The 14,425-nt window shown below is 69.8% G+C and carries 17 protein-coding genes; 12 read left to right on the plus strand and 5 right to left on the minus strand.

What is annotated here, in order from left to right; translation table 11 throughout:
• Nucleotides 1-64 precede the first annotated feature (64 nt).
• The 4 genes from ABGB08_RS15530 (at nt 65) to ABGB08_RS15545 (ending at nt 2,239) form a co-directional block, all read left to right on the plus strand.
• Nucleotides 65-622, plus strand: coding sequence for a type IV toxin-antitoxin system AbiEi family antitoxin domain-containing protein (locus tag ABGB08_RS15530; RefSeq protein WP_347590748.1), 558 nt, complete (start codon nt 65-67; stop codon nt 620-622).
• The gene (locus tag ABGB08_RS15535) at nt 619-1,473 is read left to right on the plus strand and encodes a nucleotidyl transferase AbiEii/AbiGii toxin family protein (RefSeq protein WP_347590750.1); all 855 of its coding nucleotides are present in this window, start codon (nt 619-621) and stop codon (nt 1,471-1,473) included. The genes ABGB08_RS15530 and ABGB08_RS15535 overlap by 4 nt, the downstream gene beginning before the upstream one ends.
• A gap of 71 nt (nt 1,474-1,544) precedes the next feature.
• Nucleotides 1,545-1,940: a hypothetical protein gene (locus ABGB08_RS15540; RefSeq protein WP_347590752.1), complete on the plus strand. Its 396-nt coding sequence runs from the start codon at nt 1,545-1,547 to the stop codon at nt 1,938-1,940.
• A 53-nt stretch (nt 1,941-1,993) separates the two neighbouring features.
• Nucleotides 1,994-2,239 (plus strand): hypothetical protein, encoded by a 246-nt coding sequence (locus tag ABGB08_RS15545; protein WP_347590754.1) that lies wholly within the window; start codon nt 1,994-1,996, stop codon nt 2,237-2,239.
• A gap of 540 nt (nt 2,240-2,779) precedes the next feature.
• Here the strand turns inward: ABGB08_RS15545 and ABGB08_RS15550 are convergent.
• The gene (locus ABGB08_RS15550) at nt 2,780-3,175 is read right to left on the minus strand and encodes a nuclear transport factor 2 family protein (protein WP_347590756.1); all 396 of its coding nucleotides are present in this window, start codon (nt 3,173-3,175) and stop codon (nt 2,780-2,782) included.
• 78 nt (nt 3,176-3,253) lie between these two features.
• Between ABGB08_RS15550 and ABGB08_RS15555 the strand changes: the two genes are divergently transcribed.
• The 3 genes from ABGB08_RS15555 to ABGB08_RS15565 all read left to right on the plus strand — a co-directional run bounded on the left by ABGB08_RS15555 (nt 3,254) and on the right by ABGB08_RS15565 (nt 5,040).
• Entirely contained in the window at nt 3,254-3,802 is a 549-nt protein-coding gene (locus ABGB08_RS15555) for a TetR family transcriptional regulator (RefSeq protein ID WP_347590758.1), read from the plus strand.
• A gap of 248 nt (nt 3,803-4,050) precedes the next feature.
• Nucleotides 4,051-4,344, plus strand: a complete 294-nt coding sequence (locus ABGB08_RS15560; RefSeq protein ID WP_347590760.1) for a hypothetical protein — start codon at nt 4,051-4,053, stop codon at nt 4,342-4,344.
• A gap of 57 nt (nt 4,345-4,401) precedes the next feature.
• Complete coding sequence (locus ABGB08_RS15565; RefSeq protein WP_347590762.1) at nt 4,402-5,040, plus strand: MOSC domain-containing protein; 639 nt, start codon at nt 4,402-4,404, stop codon at nt 5,038-5,040.
• 195 nt (nt 5,041-5,235) lie between these two features.
• Here the strand turns inward: ABGB08_RS15565 and ABGB08_RS15570 are convergent, their stop codons facing one another.
• Nucleotides 5,236-5,901 (minus strand): glycosyltransferase family 2 protein, encoded by a 666-nt coding sequence (locus tag ABGB08_RS15570; protein WP_347590764.1) that lies wholly within the window; start codon nt 5,899-5,901, stop codon nt 5,236-5,238.
• A complete protein-coding gene (locus tag ABGB08_RS15575) occupies nt 5,898-6,878 on the minus strand; it encodes an NAD-dependent epimerase/dehydratase family protein (protein ID WP_347590766.1) in 981 nt (326 codons plus the stop codon). Before ABGB08_RS15575 ends, ABGB08_RS15570 begins: the two co-directional genes overlap by 4 nt.
• 130 nt (nt 6,879-7,008) lie before the next feature.
• Here ABGB08_RS15575 and ABGB08_RS15580 point away from each other — a divergent pair, with 130 nt between their 5' ends.
• The 4 genes from ABGB08_RS15580 to ABGB08_RS15595 all read left to right on the plus strand — a co-directional run bounded on the left by ABGB08_RS15580 (nt 7,009) and on the right by ABGB08_RS15595 (nt 10,759).
• Entirely contained in the window at nt 7,009-8,316 is a 1,308-nt protein-coding gene (locus tag ABGB08_RS15580) for a hypothetical protein (RefSeq protein WP_347590768.1), read from the plus strand.
• 100 nt (nt 8,317-8,416) lie between these two features.
• Complete coding sequence (locus ABGB08_RS15585; RefSeq protein WP_347590770.1) at nt 8,417-9,031, plus strand: TIGR04282 family arsenosugar biosynthesis glycosyltransferase; 615 nt, start codon at nt 8,417-8,419, stop codon at nt 9,029-9,031.
• Nucleotides 9,028-9,642 carry a methyltransferase domain-containing protein gene (locus ABGB08_RS15590; RefSeq protein ID WP_347590772.1) on the plus strand — a complete coding sequence of 205 codons (615 nt, stop codon included), beginning with the start codon at nt 9,028-9,030 and terminating at the stop codon, nt 9,640-9,642. Before ABGB08_RS15585 ends, ABGB08_RS15590 begins: the two co-directional genes overlap by 4 nt.
• A 133-nt stretch (nt 9,643-9,775) precedes the next feature.
• Entirely contained in the window at nt 9,776-10,759 is a 984-nt protein-coding gene (locus tag ABGB08_RS15595) for a LacI family DNA-binding transcriptional regulator (RefSeq protein ID WP_347590829.1), read from the plus strand.
• Between the two features lie 81 nt (nt 10,760-10,840).
• Here ABGB08_RS15595 and ABGB08_RS15600 read toward each other — a convergent pair whose 3' ends face one another.
• Nucleotides 10,841-11,338, minus strand: a complete 498-nt coding sequence (locus tag ABGB08_RS15600) for a nitrilase-related carbon-nitrogen hydrolase (RefSeq protein WP_347590774.1) — start codon at nt 11,336-11,338, stop codon at nt 10,841-10,843.
• Nucleotides 11,339-11,805: 467 nt separating this feature from the next.
• On the opposite strand from ABGB08_RS15600, the gene ABGB08_RS15605 reads away from it, so the two are divergent.
• Complete coding sequence (locus tag ABGB08_RS15605; RefSeq protein ID WP_347590776.1) at nt 11,806-12,810, plus strand: methyltransferase; 1,005 nt, start codon at nt 11,806-11,808, stop codon at nt 12,808-12,810.
• Nucleotides 12,811-13,158: 348 nt separating this feature from the next.
• Here the strand turns inward: ABGB08_RS15605 and ABGB08_RS15610 are convergent, their stop codons facing one another.
• Nucleotides 13,159-14,415: a hypothetical protein gene (locus ABGB08_RS15610; protein WP_347590778.1), complete on the minus strand. Its 1,257-nt coding sequence runs from the start codon at nt 14,413-14,415 to the stop codon at nt 13,159-13,161.
• Nucleotides 14,416-14,425: the final 10 nt, after the last annotated feature.

The following is a 14,425-nucleotide window of genomic DNA, read 5'->3' on the forward strand; positions in this document are numbered from 1 at the left end:
ATGAAACGTCATCAGGTACGATTATCTGTAGACGGTTCGAGTCGGCCGATTCGGAGGTGACGGAATGAAGGCGCTGACGCCTGAGACGGCGGCGCAAGAAGGTATATCCCGCAGCGCGCTCTATCGCGCCGCCCGTAAGGGCCGCTACGAGCGGATCGCACGCGGCATCTACCTGCCCACCGACGACGCCACAGCCGACTGGGACTGGCTCGAAGCCACAACCCGCCGCCCGGAGGCAACGATCTGCCTCACCTCCGCGCTGGCCCATCACGACCTCACCGACGCGATACCAGCAGCACTGGACGTCGCGATCCCCCGCGGAACCCGCATCCCAGCCAGCAGCCCGTCGATCGCCTGGCACTCCTTCGACCGCGCCACATTCGATCTCGGCCGTGACGAGACCACCATCCCCGGCACGGACCTGACCATCGGCCTGTACTCCCCCGAACGATCAATCGCCGACGCGTTCCGGCTGCGGGGCCAGACCGGCTACGAACTCGCCCGCGACGCACTGAAAGAGTGGCTGCGTAGAGGTGGCAAACCAGCCACACTGATCGAGATCGCCTCCCGGCTTCCCCGCGCGAAACGGCCCGTCCTGCAAGCCCTGGACCTTCTCGCATGACCAGCGCCGGAGTGGAGGTCTTCCGCCGCCTTCAGGCCGCGGCACGATCAACAGCGGCAAAGACGGGCACCGCCGCACCGACCCAGGAATACCTCATCCGTCACATGCTCGAGTCCTTCCTCGACCGGCTGACCCGCACCGTCCACGCCGAGGACTTCGTGCTCAAGGGCGGCATCCTGCTCGCCGCCTACGGAGTGCGCCGCCCTACCAAGGACGCCGACGCCAACGCCGTCAGCGCCGACGTCACCACTGAACATATCGCCGACGTGGTCCGCGATATCGCCGCCGTCGACGTCGCAGACGGCGTCGACCTCGACACCGGAACGATCACTGTGCAGGAGATCCGCGAGCAGGCCGACTATCCCGGCCTGCGAGTCCGCGTGAAGGCGAAGATCGGCCCCTGGCAGGGCGTCGCTGCGTGGGACGTGTCCACCGGAGATCCGATCGTCCCCGCCCCCAGAATGATCCGCATCGACAGGGTTCTCGGCGACCCCATCGACTTGCTCGGCTACGCACCGGAAACCACCATCGCCGAGAAGGGCGTGACCATCCTCGAACGGGGCGTCACCAGCACCCGCTGGCGTGACTATGTAGATATCGTCCAGCTCGCCCGGCAGGGCATCGATGCGGACGACCTGCTGCGTTCCGCACGCGCAGTAGCCCGATACCGGGGCGTCCTGCTCGGCCCCGTCGCCCCGCACCTGGTCGGCTACGGCGAGGTCGGGCAGGCGAAATGGGCCGCGTGGCGACGCAAAGAAGGCCTCGAAGCTGCCTCTGAGGAGAATCTCGATGACCAGGTCACGCTCGTCGCCTCCCATCTCGACCCGGTGTTCGCCCGCGGTCCCGCATAGAACACGCCGGACTCCTCAACCCCACCGAGGGCCATAGGACTCAGCCGTTCGCGGCCCTCGAGGCAGCCCAGATGTCCGGCCGGATCCGGCCCCTGTCCGCGACTGGCAAGCTCGACGAGATCGACCACCCGGTGCTGGCCAAGGCATCCGCCCAGTTCGCCGACACCGATCAGATCCTGTTCAAGGTGAAGATCCAGCGCTGGCATGCGGCCGCCTGGCTGGAAGCGGACCTAGCGTGGATCATCGCTGCGGGCACCCGCGAGGACGGCGCCGTCGACGACTTCTATACCGCACTCGAAGCCGACGCGAAGGCCGCCCGTGCCCGCTACAACGCCGCGCACGCCGAGGCGATCACCGCCGCCACCTATGCCGGCATCTGCTGCCCGCAGAAGAGGATCGCGTCCGCTATCAAGCCGAAAGCGGCGTCCGCGCGCTGCGCCGCCTGCGCCAGGCGATCCACACGCTGACCTGTTCCTCGCTCCACGACGGGCATGAGCACAGTGTCGACCTTGGCACCAGTGTGATCGGCATCCAGGTCCGGGCCGAGGACGGGCACGAGACCTACTGCGCGGTCCGCATCACGGGCCCGGTACTTACCGATCTTGTGGCGCTGGTTGTGGAACTCGTACCAGGCTGCGACCCGCAAAGCTGGGCACCCGAGCTGCGGATGCCCGACCGGTCCTTGATCGGAAACGAGCAGATCTGGTCCACCCTCATAGACCCGCATGCCGCCGCCAAACTCCTCGACACCGAACCGGAATCATAAGCGTTCCCGGACCTGGTCAGCTGTCCTCCGCCGCACGGGGGTGATTCGTGGCGGCTTCAGCACCCGAGACCGGCCCACCGTTCTCGCGGTGATCAGGCTCGCTTCCTCCAGGCGCCGCACCTCGGGATGGAGGCCGGGACATTCAGGTCACGCGCGGGAGCCGCCAGTGTCCAGTCCTCATCTTGGTGGAGGAACGTAAGTATTCGGTAAACCCGTGGGGAATCTGTAGACCTTTGCAGGTCGAAAGGTAGACCACCTTCAAGATCCCACGACATCTCCGAACAGTTACGGAGGAACAGTGCTGCCAGCACTCGGGCTTGTGGCTCCGTACGAAAGAGAGGTACTAGCTGAGGCCCAACGCTTCGCATAAGCCGAAGATGTCTTCGGGATTTCCGAATGGTCAATGGTCGTGGCGAGTCGTGCGGGTTAGCCGGTACGGCCGTCACCTTGCTGGCCGCGGCCTGGGGCCCGTGATGGGTTCCGTAGATGCGGCGGACGTTGGCGAGTTGCTGCTCGCGGGCCCTCTTCGCATTCTCCGGGTCAGGCCGATCGCATGGCGCTCACCGCCGTCGCGTCCATGTAGTCGCGGGTGTGCACGATCTGCCCGTCGCGTGTCCGAATCACCAGGAGGCCGGGGATGGTGTACGGCTTGCCGTACGCCGTGACGTGTACCTCGTGCTCGACCACGACGACGTCGGGGTCGTCGCCCTTGTGGAGCGCGATGCGCCGGATCCGTACGACCTCGGCGGGTGAGGCGCTCCAGCTCTTGCCGTACCCGGCCCTGATCTCCTCGCGGCCGGTGTAGCGCTCGGGCATGCCGGGCATGCGGAACGGGAACTCGTGGACGCCGTCTTCGGCGTAGAGGTCGGCGAGGGTGTCGGCTGACTTGTCGCGCATGGCGGCGTGGAATCTCTCGACGATCTGGCTGATGGACATGGGGCCTCCTCGGGTCAATTTCGCTCTACAACCGTAGAGCGAAAAGGAGGCGTCGGTCAACGGCTGTAGAGTCAGCGCATGACCCTGTCGCGAGCCGAACGCAGGCAGCGAACCGAGCAGCGCATCCTGCAGTCGGCGCGCACGCTGTTCGCCGAGCGCGGGTTCGAGCGCACCACCATCCGGGCCGTCGCCGGCGCGGCCGGGGTGGATCCGGCGCTGGTCATGCAGCACTTCGGCAGCAAGGACGACCTCTTCAGACGCGCCGTTCAGGCGCCGCCGCCCCCGGAGCGGCTCGGCGGTCCTGAGGAGCTGGTCGAGCACCTGCTGGACACCCTTGGGCTGAAGATGGGCGGGTTGTCACAGCAGTCGCTGGCGATGATGCGCTCCATGCTCACCCACCCGGAGGCCGCCGAGTCGGCCAGGGCGGCGCTGGCCGCGCAGATTGAGCGCCTCGCCTCGGCCATCGACGCGCCCGACGCCCGGCTGCGCGCCGCGCTGCTGACCACGATCATGCTCGGGGTGACCGTCGGGCACCAGCTGCTGGATATCGAGGACCTGCACGACGTCCCTCAGCAGGAGCTGGCCAGGGTCCTGCGCCCCGTCCTCCACTCCCTCCTGTCCGCCTGAAACCCGGCAGATCCCGTACGGCTCACCCGGACCGCCGCCGTGGGCGGGCCTCCGTCCAGTGCAGGCCTGCATGCCCAGAGAGACTGAACCCCCAGGTGAGATGCCTCGCACCACCGGGAGGAACCGCACCGGTGGACCGACTCCCAAGGGGTCCAGCCGAGTAAGCCCACCCGAGTGGCGGGCCAAAATGTCGGTGGGCTCTTCTATCGTGGGTTCTCGAACATGCGTGCGATACTGGGGAGGCTGGAGTGATTGCGGATGCGGTGGCGGCGGAGCGGTTTATGCGGGCCGCGATGCTGGGTGTGGCGATGGCGGTGGAGGCGCAGCGGATCCTTCGGGTGCATATGGGGGAGGGGTCTGTGTCTGGTGGGGCTGGGGCGGAGGTCGCGGTGGATATTCCGTTTCCGGACTCGACGGTGATGGCGGCGGTGCTTGATGCGGCGGCCACCTGTTTCCCGGAGGCCATCGGGCCGCCGGAGTCGGCGCGGCAAGCGGTGTTACGTCCGCTGTTAGACCTGGCGGCGCTTGCGGAGAACTCCTGAACTCTCGGTGACGTGGGTGGGAGGTTGGTGCGGTCGTGGAGCCGGTAGCGTCTTCGTATGTACATACTCTCCGTGAATGTCGGGCGGGCGGTCGACGCTGAGTGGGCGGGCAATCTGAAACGGACGGCGATCGACAAACGTTCGGTTGAGGGCCGGGTCGCGGTGATGGTCAATGGGCTCGGTGGGGATCAGCGGGCCGACATGGTGGCGCACGGGTCTCCTGATCAGGCTGTCTATGCGTACGCGCGGGAGGATTACGACTGGTGGGAGCCGCAGTTGGGGCATGAGCTGCGGAATGGGAGGTTCGGGGAGAACCTGACCACGTCGGGTGTCGATCTGGGTCAGGCCGTGCTGGGAGAGCGGTGGCGGGTGGGCACGGCTGTGCTTGAGGTGACTGCTCCGCGTATTCCGTGTGTGGTGTTCCGGAACTGGCTCGATGAACAAGGCTGGATCAAGCGGTTCACCGCCGCCGCGCGTCCCGGGACGTACTTCCGGGTTGTCGAACTGGGGGAGTTGGGTGCCGGAGACGACATCGAGGTCCTGTCCCGGCCATACGACAGCGTCACGATCACGGAGGCATTCCACGCCTATTACGGCAATCGAGATCTGATGCGCAGAATCTTGTCCTTCCCCGGACATTCCTCGGCCTGGGATCGGGTGGCAGAACGCGTCCTCAAGGGCGAAATCACGCGATAGAACCCATCGGCGAAGCGGGAGAGACCCCGGCGGTCTGGCACGGGTGCTCGAAGCTCAGTCGTGACGGCGGGTGCGTGAATGTTCGATCTCGGAACAGGCCGGAACGGCTTGGAACGCCTACTGGAGTGATACCCGGGCGGCCACGCGAGACGCGAGGCATCTCCCTGCCCTGGTCGTGCCCCGCGGAACCGCGGGTCATCGTAACTCTGCCATGACCCGCCGCATGTCGGAGATCGCCCGCAATGTGCCGCTCAGGGTGCCGGTCACCTTGGAACGCCCCGCCCGGGCCAGGTAATCGACCTCCACCTCGGAGATCCGCCAACCGGCCGCGGCGGCGCGCAGCACCATCTCCAGCGGGTAGCCGAAACGGCGGTCGGTCAACCCGAGCTCCAGCAACGCGGAACGTCTGGCCACGCGCATGGGACCGAGGTCGTGCAGTTGCGCGCCCGTGCGTCGGCGCAGGATGCCGGCCAGTACGGCGTTGCCCAGCCGCGCGTGCCAGGGCCATGCGCCCGCGGCGCGGGGGACGCGCCGTCCCAGCACCAGGTCGCTGCGCCCGTCGAGCACCGGAGCGGCCACCAGGGGAAGCCGTTCGGGGTCGAGTGAGGCGTCGGCGTCCATGAAGCAGACCAGCTCGGTGGAGGCGGCCAGCAGTCCGGCGTGGCAGGCGGCGCCGAACCCCCGTACGGGTTCGTGCACCACCATCGCCCCGAGATCGCGGGCCACTTCCGCCGAGCGGTCGGTGGAGCCGTTGTCGACCACGATCGGCCGGTAACCGGCGGGCATGCGCCCGAGCACCCACCCGAGCGCGGCCTCCTCGTTCAGGCAGGGCAGAATCACCTCGACCTTGGTGACCATCATGACCAGGCGAACTCCTTCATGCCGGCCTCGAAGCCGACCTCGGCCCGGAAACCGAGTTCACGACGGGCCCGCTCGGGAGAGGCGACTATGTGGCGCACGTCGCCCAGCCGGTAGTCACCGGTGACCTGGGGATCCGGCCCGCCCCGCTCGGCGGCCAGCGCACCGGCCATCTCGCCCACGCTGCGCGGCGCGCCGCTGGCGATGTTCCAGGCCCGGAGCTCACCGTGCCGAGGGGTCGCGTGCACGGCCGCGAGATTGGCGCGGGCGACGTCGCGCACGTGCACGAAATCGCGGAGCTGGCGGCCGTCCTCGAACACCTTCGGCGCCCGGCCCGCCGCCAGCTCGGAGCGGAAGATGGCCGCCACGCCGGCGTAAGGGGTGTCGCGGGGCATGCGCGGCCCGTAGACGTTGTGATACCTCAGCGCCGCCGCACTCCCTCCGGTCTCCCTGGCCCAGTTGGCGGCCAGGTGTTCCTGGGCGAGCTTGCTGCTGGCGTACGCGTTGCGCGGATCGGGCGGCGCGTCCTCCCCGATGGCCGTGCTGCGCACCGCGTCGCCGCAGCGAGGGCAGCGAGGGTCGAAGCGGCCCTGTTCCAGGTCGGGCACGGCACGCGGACCGGGTCGGACCTGGCCGTGCTCGGCACACTCGTAGCATCCTTCGCCGTAGATCACCATGGACGAGGCCAGTACCAGTCGCCCGATCGAATGCCTGGCCATGGCGGCCAGCAGCTCGGCCGTGCCGTACACGTTGACCGAGGCGTAGTCCGGCAGGTCGGAGACATCCACGCCGAGACCGACCTTGGCGGCCTGGTGCACGACGAGATCCACGCCTGGCAGCAGCCGGTCCAGGATCCCCGCGTCGCGCACGTCCGCGCCGGTCCGCAGATCCAGGCCGACGACGTCATGACCGGCCGCCTCCAGCACTTCCACCACGTGACCGCCGATGAAGCCGGCCGAGCCGGTGACCATCACTCTCACGCCGCCGACGGTAACCCGCCTCGGTGGCTCCGCCGAAGCCACGTTCGCACTTCGTAAGGCTTCTTACGGAGTGCGTACGGCCTGGGCGGGCGTGGTCACGCGCCGGGCCCGGAGTGCGAGGCTTCCGCTCGTGAGCCGAACCACGATCTACCTCAGCGCGGCACTCCTGGCTCTGGCGGCCGTCGTGTTCAGAATGGTGAGGGAGCCGCCTCGCCTGGGCTGGTATCTGCTGGCCTGGGGGCTGTTCGCGGCGTCGCTGTGGCTGGCCCGGCGAGCGCCGGAGCGCCGGATGGATGCGCTAGTCGTCGCCGGTGGGATCATGCTGGCCGGGATCGGGCTGGCGGCGCCGCCGAACTCCAGCACCGACTCCTTCCGGTACGCGTGGGACGGCCGGGTGCAGGCCGCGGGCATCTCGCCGTACGACCACCCACCGGCCGATCCGGCGCTCGTGCTGCTGCGTGACGATTGGCTCTTCCCGTCCGGCTGCGAGGCGCGCGACCTGTGGCCCCTGCCCGAGGGAGGTTGCACCCGGATCAACCGGCCCACTGTGCCCACGATCTACCCGCCGGTCGCGCAGGGGTACTTTCTGCTGGTCCACTGGCTGGCGCCGGAGGGTTCCCGGCACAAGGCCCTCCAGTTCGGCGGCTGGGCCATGACCGTCCTGACGCTGCTGGCACTGTGCCGGCTGGCTGGCGCCCGCCGGGCGGCGTACTGGGCGTGGTGCCCTGCCGTGCCGGTGGAGGCCGTGAACAACGCGCACGTCGACATGCTCGGCGTGCTGCTGGTGGTGCTCGCCTTCGGCGCCGTGCGCTCCCGCGGGGTGTTGCTCGGCGCCGCGGTGGCGGCCAAGCTGTTGCCCGCCACCGCGCTGCCCGGCGCGCTCTCCGGAGTCCTGGCGAACGGAGTGGCCTGGCGGCGCATTCTCGCGATCGCCGTGCCCGCCACGCTGGTCGTGGCCTTGACATACCTGCCGTACGTGTTGGCCTCGCGAGCCCCGGTGCTGGGCTACCTACCGGGCTACCTCCAAGAGGAGCAGTACGGAACACCCGCGGACGGCAACCGCTACGCGGTTCTTCGGCTGCTCATGCCGGACTCGTGGGCGCCCTACGCCGCGATCCTGCTACTCGCCCTGGTCGTCTTTTACGTCCTGCGGTACGGCGACGCCGATCGGCCCTGGCAGGGGGCACTGATGGTCAGCGGATGGTTGCTGCTGCTGTTCACGCCCGGGTACTCCTGGTACGCGCTGCTGGTCGTCGCGCTGGCCGCCATGGACGGAGCGTGGGAGTGGCTGGGTGTGGCCTTGGCGGGCGCGATCGCCTATGCCGTCGGCCCGGCGATGAAGGACAGTCCCGCGACCCCGCTCTACGCCCTCGCCGCGCTGGCCGCGCTGATCGGCTGGGTCGTGCGACAGCCCCGGCAGGCAGGAGCACGCCAATGAACCTTTGCCGCCATCGCCTTGCTCGCGGTGGCGGATCACCTGCTGTCCCGTCACGTAAGGATTGAACGCTCTGAATACCGTCGATCCCACCCCCCAGATCGTGATCATCGCTAAAGAGCCGGTGCCCGGGCGGGTCAAGACCCGGCTGACCCCGCCGTTCAGCCCGGCCCAGGCGGCCGCCCTCGCCCAGGCCGCGCTCCAGGACAGCCTGCGCGCCGTCGCCGCGACGCCGGCGACCCAGCGGGTGCTGGCACTGGACGGACTGCCGGGCAGCTGGCTGACCGAGGGATTCGTGGTGATCCCGCAGCGCGGCGCGGGCCTGGACGAGCGCCTGGCGGCGGCGTTCGCGGACGCCCACCGGCTCCGGCCGGACCCCGTCGTGCTGATCGGCATGGACACCCCGCAGGTCACCCCCGCCCTGCTCGGTGCCGCGGCCGAGGCGCTGGAGCGTCACGACGCCGTGTACGGCCCGGCCGCCGACGGCGGCTTCTGGCTGCTCGGCCTTCGAGAGCCGGATCCCACGCTGCTGGTGGGCGTGCCCATGTCCCACCCGGAGACCGGCAAGCTCCAACTCGACCGGCTGGAGCGGGCCGGGCTGGCGGTCCACCACCTGCCCGAGCTGACCGACGTCGACACCGCGGCGGACGCCATCGCGGTGGCCGCCCAGGCGCCTGAGACCTGTTTCGCCGCCGCGATGAGAGAACTCGGCCGATGATGGGACAGATCTACGCCGACGCGCTCGCCGGAGAAACCGCCGAGATCGAGTACGTGGACGGCGCCCGCGTCGCGCTGGAGACCGCACGCTGGTTCGAGCCCATCGACGGCGACGAGGAGCTCCTGAGCCGATGTTCCAGCCCGACTCTGGACATCGGCTCCGGACCCGGACGCCTCACGGCCGCGCTGACCCGGCGCGGAATCCACGCACTCGGCATCGACATCACACCACGCGCCGTCTACCTGACCCGCCGAGCCGGGGGTTTCGCCCTGCTCCGGGACGTCTTCGACGATGTACCAGGCAGCGGCCGGTGGGCGACGGCGCTGCTGGCCGATGGAAACATCGGCATCGGTGGCAATCCCGAGACGCTGCTGCGCCGGGTCAGGCAGCTGGTCCGGCCGGGCGGCACGGTCGTGGCCGAGCTCGCGCCGCCGGGGACGAGAAGCCGGGTCGACCGCGTCCGGCTACGCCGGGGCGGCGCGGCGGTCGGGGAGTGGTTCGGCTGGGCGACCGTTTCGGCGAACGACATCCGGCGCGTTGCCCAGGCTGGCGGATTCCCGGAGGCAGACTGCTGGGCCGCGCACGGCCGCTGGCTGGCGTGCCTGCGCTAGACGGGCTGGTCGACCGTACCTCGAGGGCGAGCCGATACCGGCCGTCGGTGGGTGTAGAGTCGCGCCGGGTGCTGCAGAAACGTTACGTCACAGCTGAGGGTGAGGGTCGTGGGCAAGCGGATCACCATCAAGGATCGCGGTCGCGGCGAACGTGTCGGTGACGACGGTGTCGGACTCGCTGACCGGCAAGGGGCGACTGCCGGCCGAGACCCGCGAGCGTGTGCTGCGCATCGCCGAGCGGCTCGGCTACCGGGCGAGCACGGCGGCCAAGAACCTGCGCGCCGCCCGTACTGGGATCTTGCTGATGTCGATCTGCACGCCTGACACCGACGACGCGACGAGCTGGAACATCGAGTTCTTCATCCGGGTCATGAGCGGCGCCTCCGAGCATGCCTTCGCGCGCGGCTACGCCCTGGCGATGACGCCGCTGACGGTGTCGCGCGACTCCTCACGGGTGCCGTGCGACGGCGTCGTCGTGGTCGACCCGGTCGCGGATGACCACCTCGTACGCAGGGCGGAGGCGGAGCGCCTGCCCCTGGTGACCGTCGGCCGGCTCGGCGGCCACCAGGAGTACGTGGACAACGACATCCCCACGCTGGTCGCAGAGGTGCTCGACCACTTCGCCGCGCAGCGGGCTCGCAGGCCGGCGCTCATCTCCAGCGTCACCGACGCCTCCTACACCGCCGCCGCCGTCGCGGCGTACCGGCGGTGGTGTGGCCGACACGGCACCGAGCCTCGCGTGGTCATCGTGTCCGGAGGGCTGTCCGAGGAGGCGGCACGTACGGCCGCCGCCGAGCTGTTCGCCACCGACCCTCCGGACGCGATCTTGGCCACGCTGGACAGCCTTGCCAAGGGCGTGTCCACCGCTGCGCGGGCAGCCGGGATCGCCGTTCCCGGGCGGTGCCTGATCGCCAGCCTCGCCGACAGCGCGTCCATCGCCGGCGCGCCGATCCCGATCACCGCCGTGGACCTGAACCCCGCCGCGATGGGCCGGGCGGCGGCCATGCTGATCGACCGCGTCGAGTCGGGCGGCCTGACGGGCCCCGTCCTGATCCCAGCCGAGCTGAGGATCCGGGCGAGCAGCGAGCGCGCCACGGATCAGGACCTGTCGTACTAATGGAAAGTTGCTAAATGTACTGCCACTGCGGTCCTGACCAGGCATGACAGTGGGGTGGCAGGCTGTTGAGCGGGTTTCCCATCAGTAGATGCCGTCGTCGCGGCGCAGCCGCAGGTAGTCGAGCTGCGGTGGCACCGGGCGACGTACCGGGACTTCGCAGACGAGTACCGCCTCCTCCCCGCCGGCCTCGGCTAGGACGGCGCCGTCGGGGCCGACGGCGCGGGACCCTCCGACCAAGGTCAGGGCACCGGCCCTGCCCACCGCGTTGACGTAGACGTGTGGGAGCCGGTTGTCCAGGGCGCGGGCCCGGGAGGCCAGCTCGTGGTCGGCGAAGTATGGCTCCATGTTGGCCGCCACCGTGACCAGCAGTTCGGCGCCGCGCAGCGCGAGCGTGCGCGCGGGCTCGGGGAACTCGACGTCGAAGCAGATCAACACGCCCAGACTGGTGCCGCCGACCTCGATCGGGACCAGTTCCCGCCCGGCGGCGAAGGCATCCGCCTCGTCGCCGAACAGGTGCGTCTTGCGGTAGACCCCAGCGACGCGGCCGTCGGGTCCGATGGCGAGGGCCGAGTCGTACACGGCGGAGCGCGCGTTCGGCCAGCCCGGTGACCAGCGCCGCGTCGGCGCGGCGGCACGCGGCCCGCAGTACGCCTACCTCGGTGCCGTAGATGGAGCCCGGTCTCGGGTTCCAGGGAGATGACGCTGCCCTCCACGATGCGCTGGTCGCGGTCCATCAGTCCAGGGCGGTAGATCGTGGGCAGCTCGCAGGCGCGCAGCCCGACGCCGTGGCCCATGGCGTACGGCGTGGTGGGCAGGCCCTGCCCGGCCAGATAGTCGTTGACGGCCCGGTCCACCTCGGAGACCAGCACGCCCGGTTTGGCCGTCTCCTCGCCGATGCGGTGGGCGGTGAACTTCGATGTGGGTGATCTTGTCGCGGCTTGCGCTGCTAGGCCCCGGTCAAGGTCGAGAAGCTTTAGCACGTGGGGCTAATTGAGTGGAGGTGGTGGAGGAGCTTTGGTTAGAGTCCTTGCTCTTTGCTGAAGATCGTGAAGGAGATCCTCATGGGCGACGACGCCCCCAACGTGTGGATTCAGGCTGACATCGTGACTCCGATGGCCATCCGGGTGGCGGCCACGCTGCGGATCGCCGACCACATCACGCAGGACATCACGACCGCCGCCGAGCTCGCCAAAGTCACGGACACCGACCAGGATGCGCTGGAGCGTCTGCTTCTTCATCTCGTCACCGCTCGCATCCTGACCCGCGACCAAGACCATTACGCCTTGACCCCGGGCGGGGAGACCCTTCGCGACGACCATCCCGAAGGGCTGCGCCCGATGCTGGACGTGACGAGCATGATCGGGCGGGCCGATCTCGCCTTCATCCACCTGCTGCACAGCATCCGCACCGGAGAGCCGTCCTTCGCCCGCCAATACGGCCGCCCCTTCTGGGAGGACGTCGCCGCCGACCCCACCCGCCTGGCCGAATACGACATCCAGATGGGCGTGGACGTCTCCGGCGACGCTCCGCACGTCGTGGCGGGATTCGACTGGGGCTCGCTCACCCACATCATGGACGTCGGCGGCGGCAACGGCACCCTGCTCACCGCCATCCTCGACGCCTACCCCACCCTCCGGGGCACCGTCTTCGACCAGCCGGACACCGCGGCGGCCGCCCACGAAACCCTCACCCGGGCAGCCCTGACCGACCGGGCCGACACCATCGGCGGCAGCTTCTTCGACCCTCTCCCCAAGGGCCTCGACGGCTACCTCCTCTCGGCCGTCATCCACGACTGGGACGACCCCTCCGCCATCGCCATCCTCCGCCGCTGCGCCGAAGCCGCCACTCCTGACGCCTCCGTCTTCGTCATCGAGAAAATAGGCGCCGACGGCGAATCCCTCCGCACCGGCATGGACCTCCGCGTCCTCGTCTACATGGCCGGCAAGGAACGCACCACAACCCAACTGACCACCCTCGCCAACACCGCCGGCCTCACCCTCACCGCCGTCCACCCCGCAGGCGACCTCTCCATCCTCCAGTTCACGTGCTGACCCACCCTTGAACAACGCCGAGCGGGTTGCTCTGGAGCCGCTGCTTCCGGCGCAGCCCGCTCGTGGCGGTCAGTGACCACCGGCAAAGTCGTCAACGCGATCTGCGGGATCAAGCGCACCGGGTCGCCGTGGCGTGACCTGCCCGAACGCTACGGGCGCCGACGCCTGTAAAGAGGGCTCGGCCGCGACCAATCGCGGGCGTGCCAAGGGATCGGACGCTCCCGCGGTGGCTGACCATGCATTGAGGACGGAAGCCCTTCTGGCAGAGATCTGGGCCCAGGCGTCGGCACGTCCCCGGCTGCGAAGCCGCTGCCGCTTGGGCTGCCGGAGCTGAGCTGTAGATCGGCGTCAGCGGGCCTTGGTCGTGGCGTGGTGGGGGTTGTCGGCGCGCAGGCGTCCGAGTGCCGTGCCGAGGGCCGCGCCGCCGACCGCACCCATCGTCCAGAAGGCGATCATGCCGACGAGGAATTCCGGACGCAGGACGTCGAGGACCGCCGATTGCCACGTCGGCGGCACGGCGTCGCCGGTGCTCAGGTAACCGGCCTGCTCATTTGCCCAGACCACGGCCTCGGGAATGCCGACGGCGAGCACCGCCACCAGGGCGGCGAGCCCGGCCAGGGCTCCGGCGCGCAGCCCTGAGCCGAAGGATCGGTTGCGCCAGGCCGTGGTGAGCGCGACGGCGAGCAGCAGGACGCTGGGGACGGCCATCCAGAAGCCGAGCACGCCGCCCCGGCCGTGCTCCAGCGACCAGCGCGAGGCGGCGAACGACCCAGCCGCCACGACGACCGCCACCCCGGCGGCCCGTGCCCACGCGCCGGGCGGTTGCCCGTACCGCAGCGCGGTCCACACCCCGCCGAGGGCGAACCCGCGGCGCTCGGCCGGTGGGTCGATCGCCGCGAGCTCGGACCGCAGCGCGGCACCCCACGCGGACCGGCTCTCGGGCAGGTCGGCGGTGGCCAGGTCGAGCAGGAGCTGCCAGACGTCGCGTACCCCGTGCCGACGGCCCGCGGTCTCGGTGCGGGAGCCGAGCGCCGCTCCGAGGACGGGCCACGGCAGTGCCCAGATCAGCGCGCCAAGGAAGACCTCGAACGGTATCAGCAGGTCGCCGTCGGCGAGGTTCGCGACGATCGGGAACCTGTCGGGCTCCGCCAGGTAGGCGGCGCGCAGCGGCAGATGCGCGGACGCGGTGCCGACGGCTACGGCGACGAGGGTGAGCAGCCCGGCGACGGTACCGGCCCCGAAGCCGCGGGCACGGGCCACGGCGGCCGCGGCCAGGCCGGCGAGTGCGGCGCACCCGACCGCCGCGAGCAATCCGAGCATTATGGCCAGCAGCGCCATGTCGAAGCCCCAACGCGGGCCGTACGTGACTGTGGCGAGATACGCGCGCTCCAGGCCGGCTGTGAGCACCCCGGCGGCAGCGGCGACAGCGATCAGTCCCGGCCACACGGGGCGTCCGATGCTGTCCCGCGACGCGGCGCGGGTGCGGGCGGCGAGAGCGCCCGCACCACCCTGGCGTACGGCGTCACGCAGCCGGACCGTGAGCACCACGATCGCGAGCAGGGGCGCCGGTGCGAGCACCACCAGGAAGAGGAGGAGTTGGAGCATCGAAGGTCTC

The organism is Acrocarpospora sp. B8E8 (genome assembly GCF_039871605.1).
Taxonomy (GTDB): Bacteria; Actinomycetota; Actinomycetes; order Streptosporangiales; family Streptosporangiaceae; genus Acrocarpospora; species Acrocarpospora macrocephala.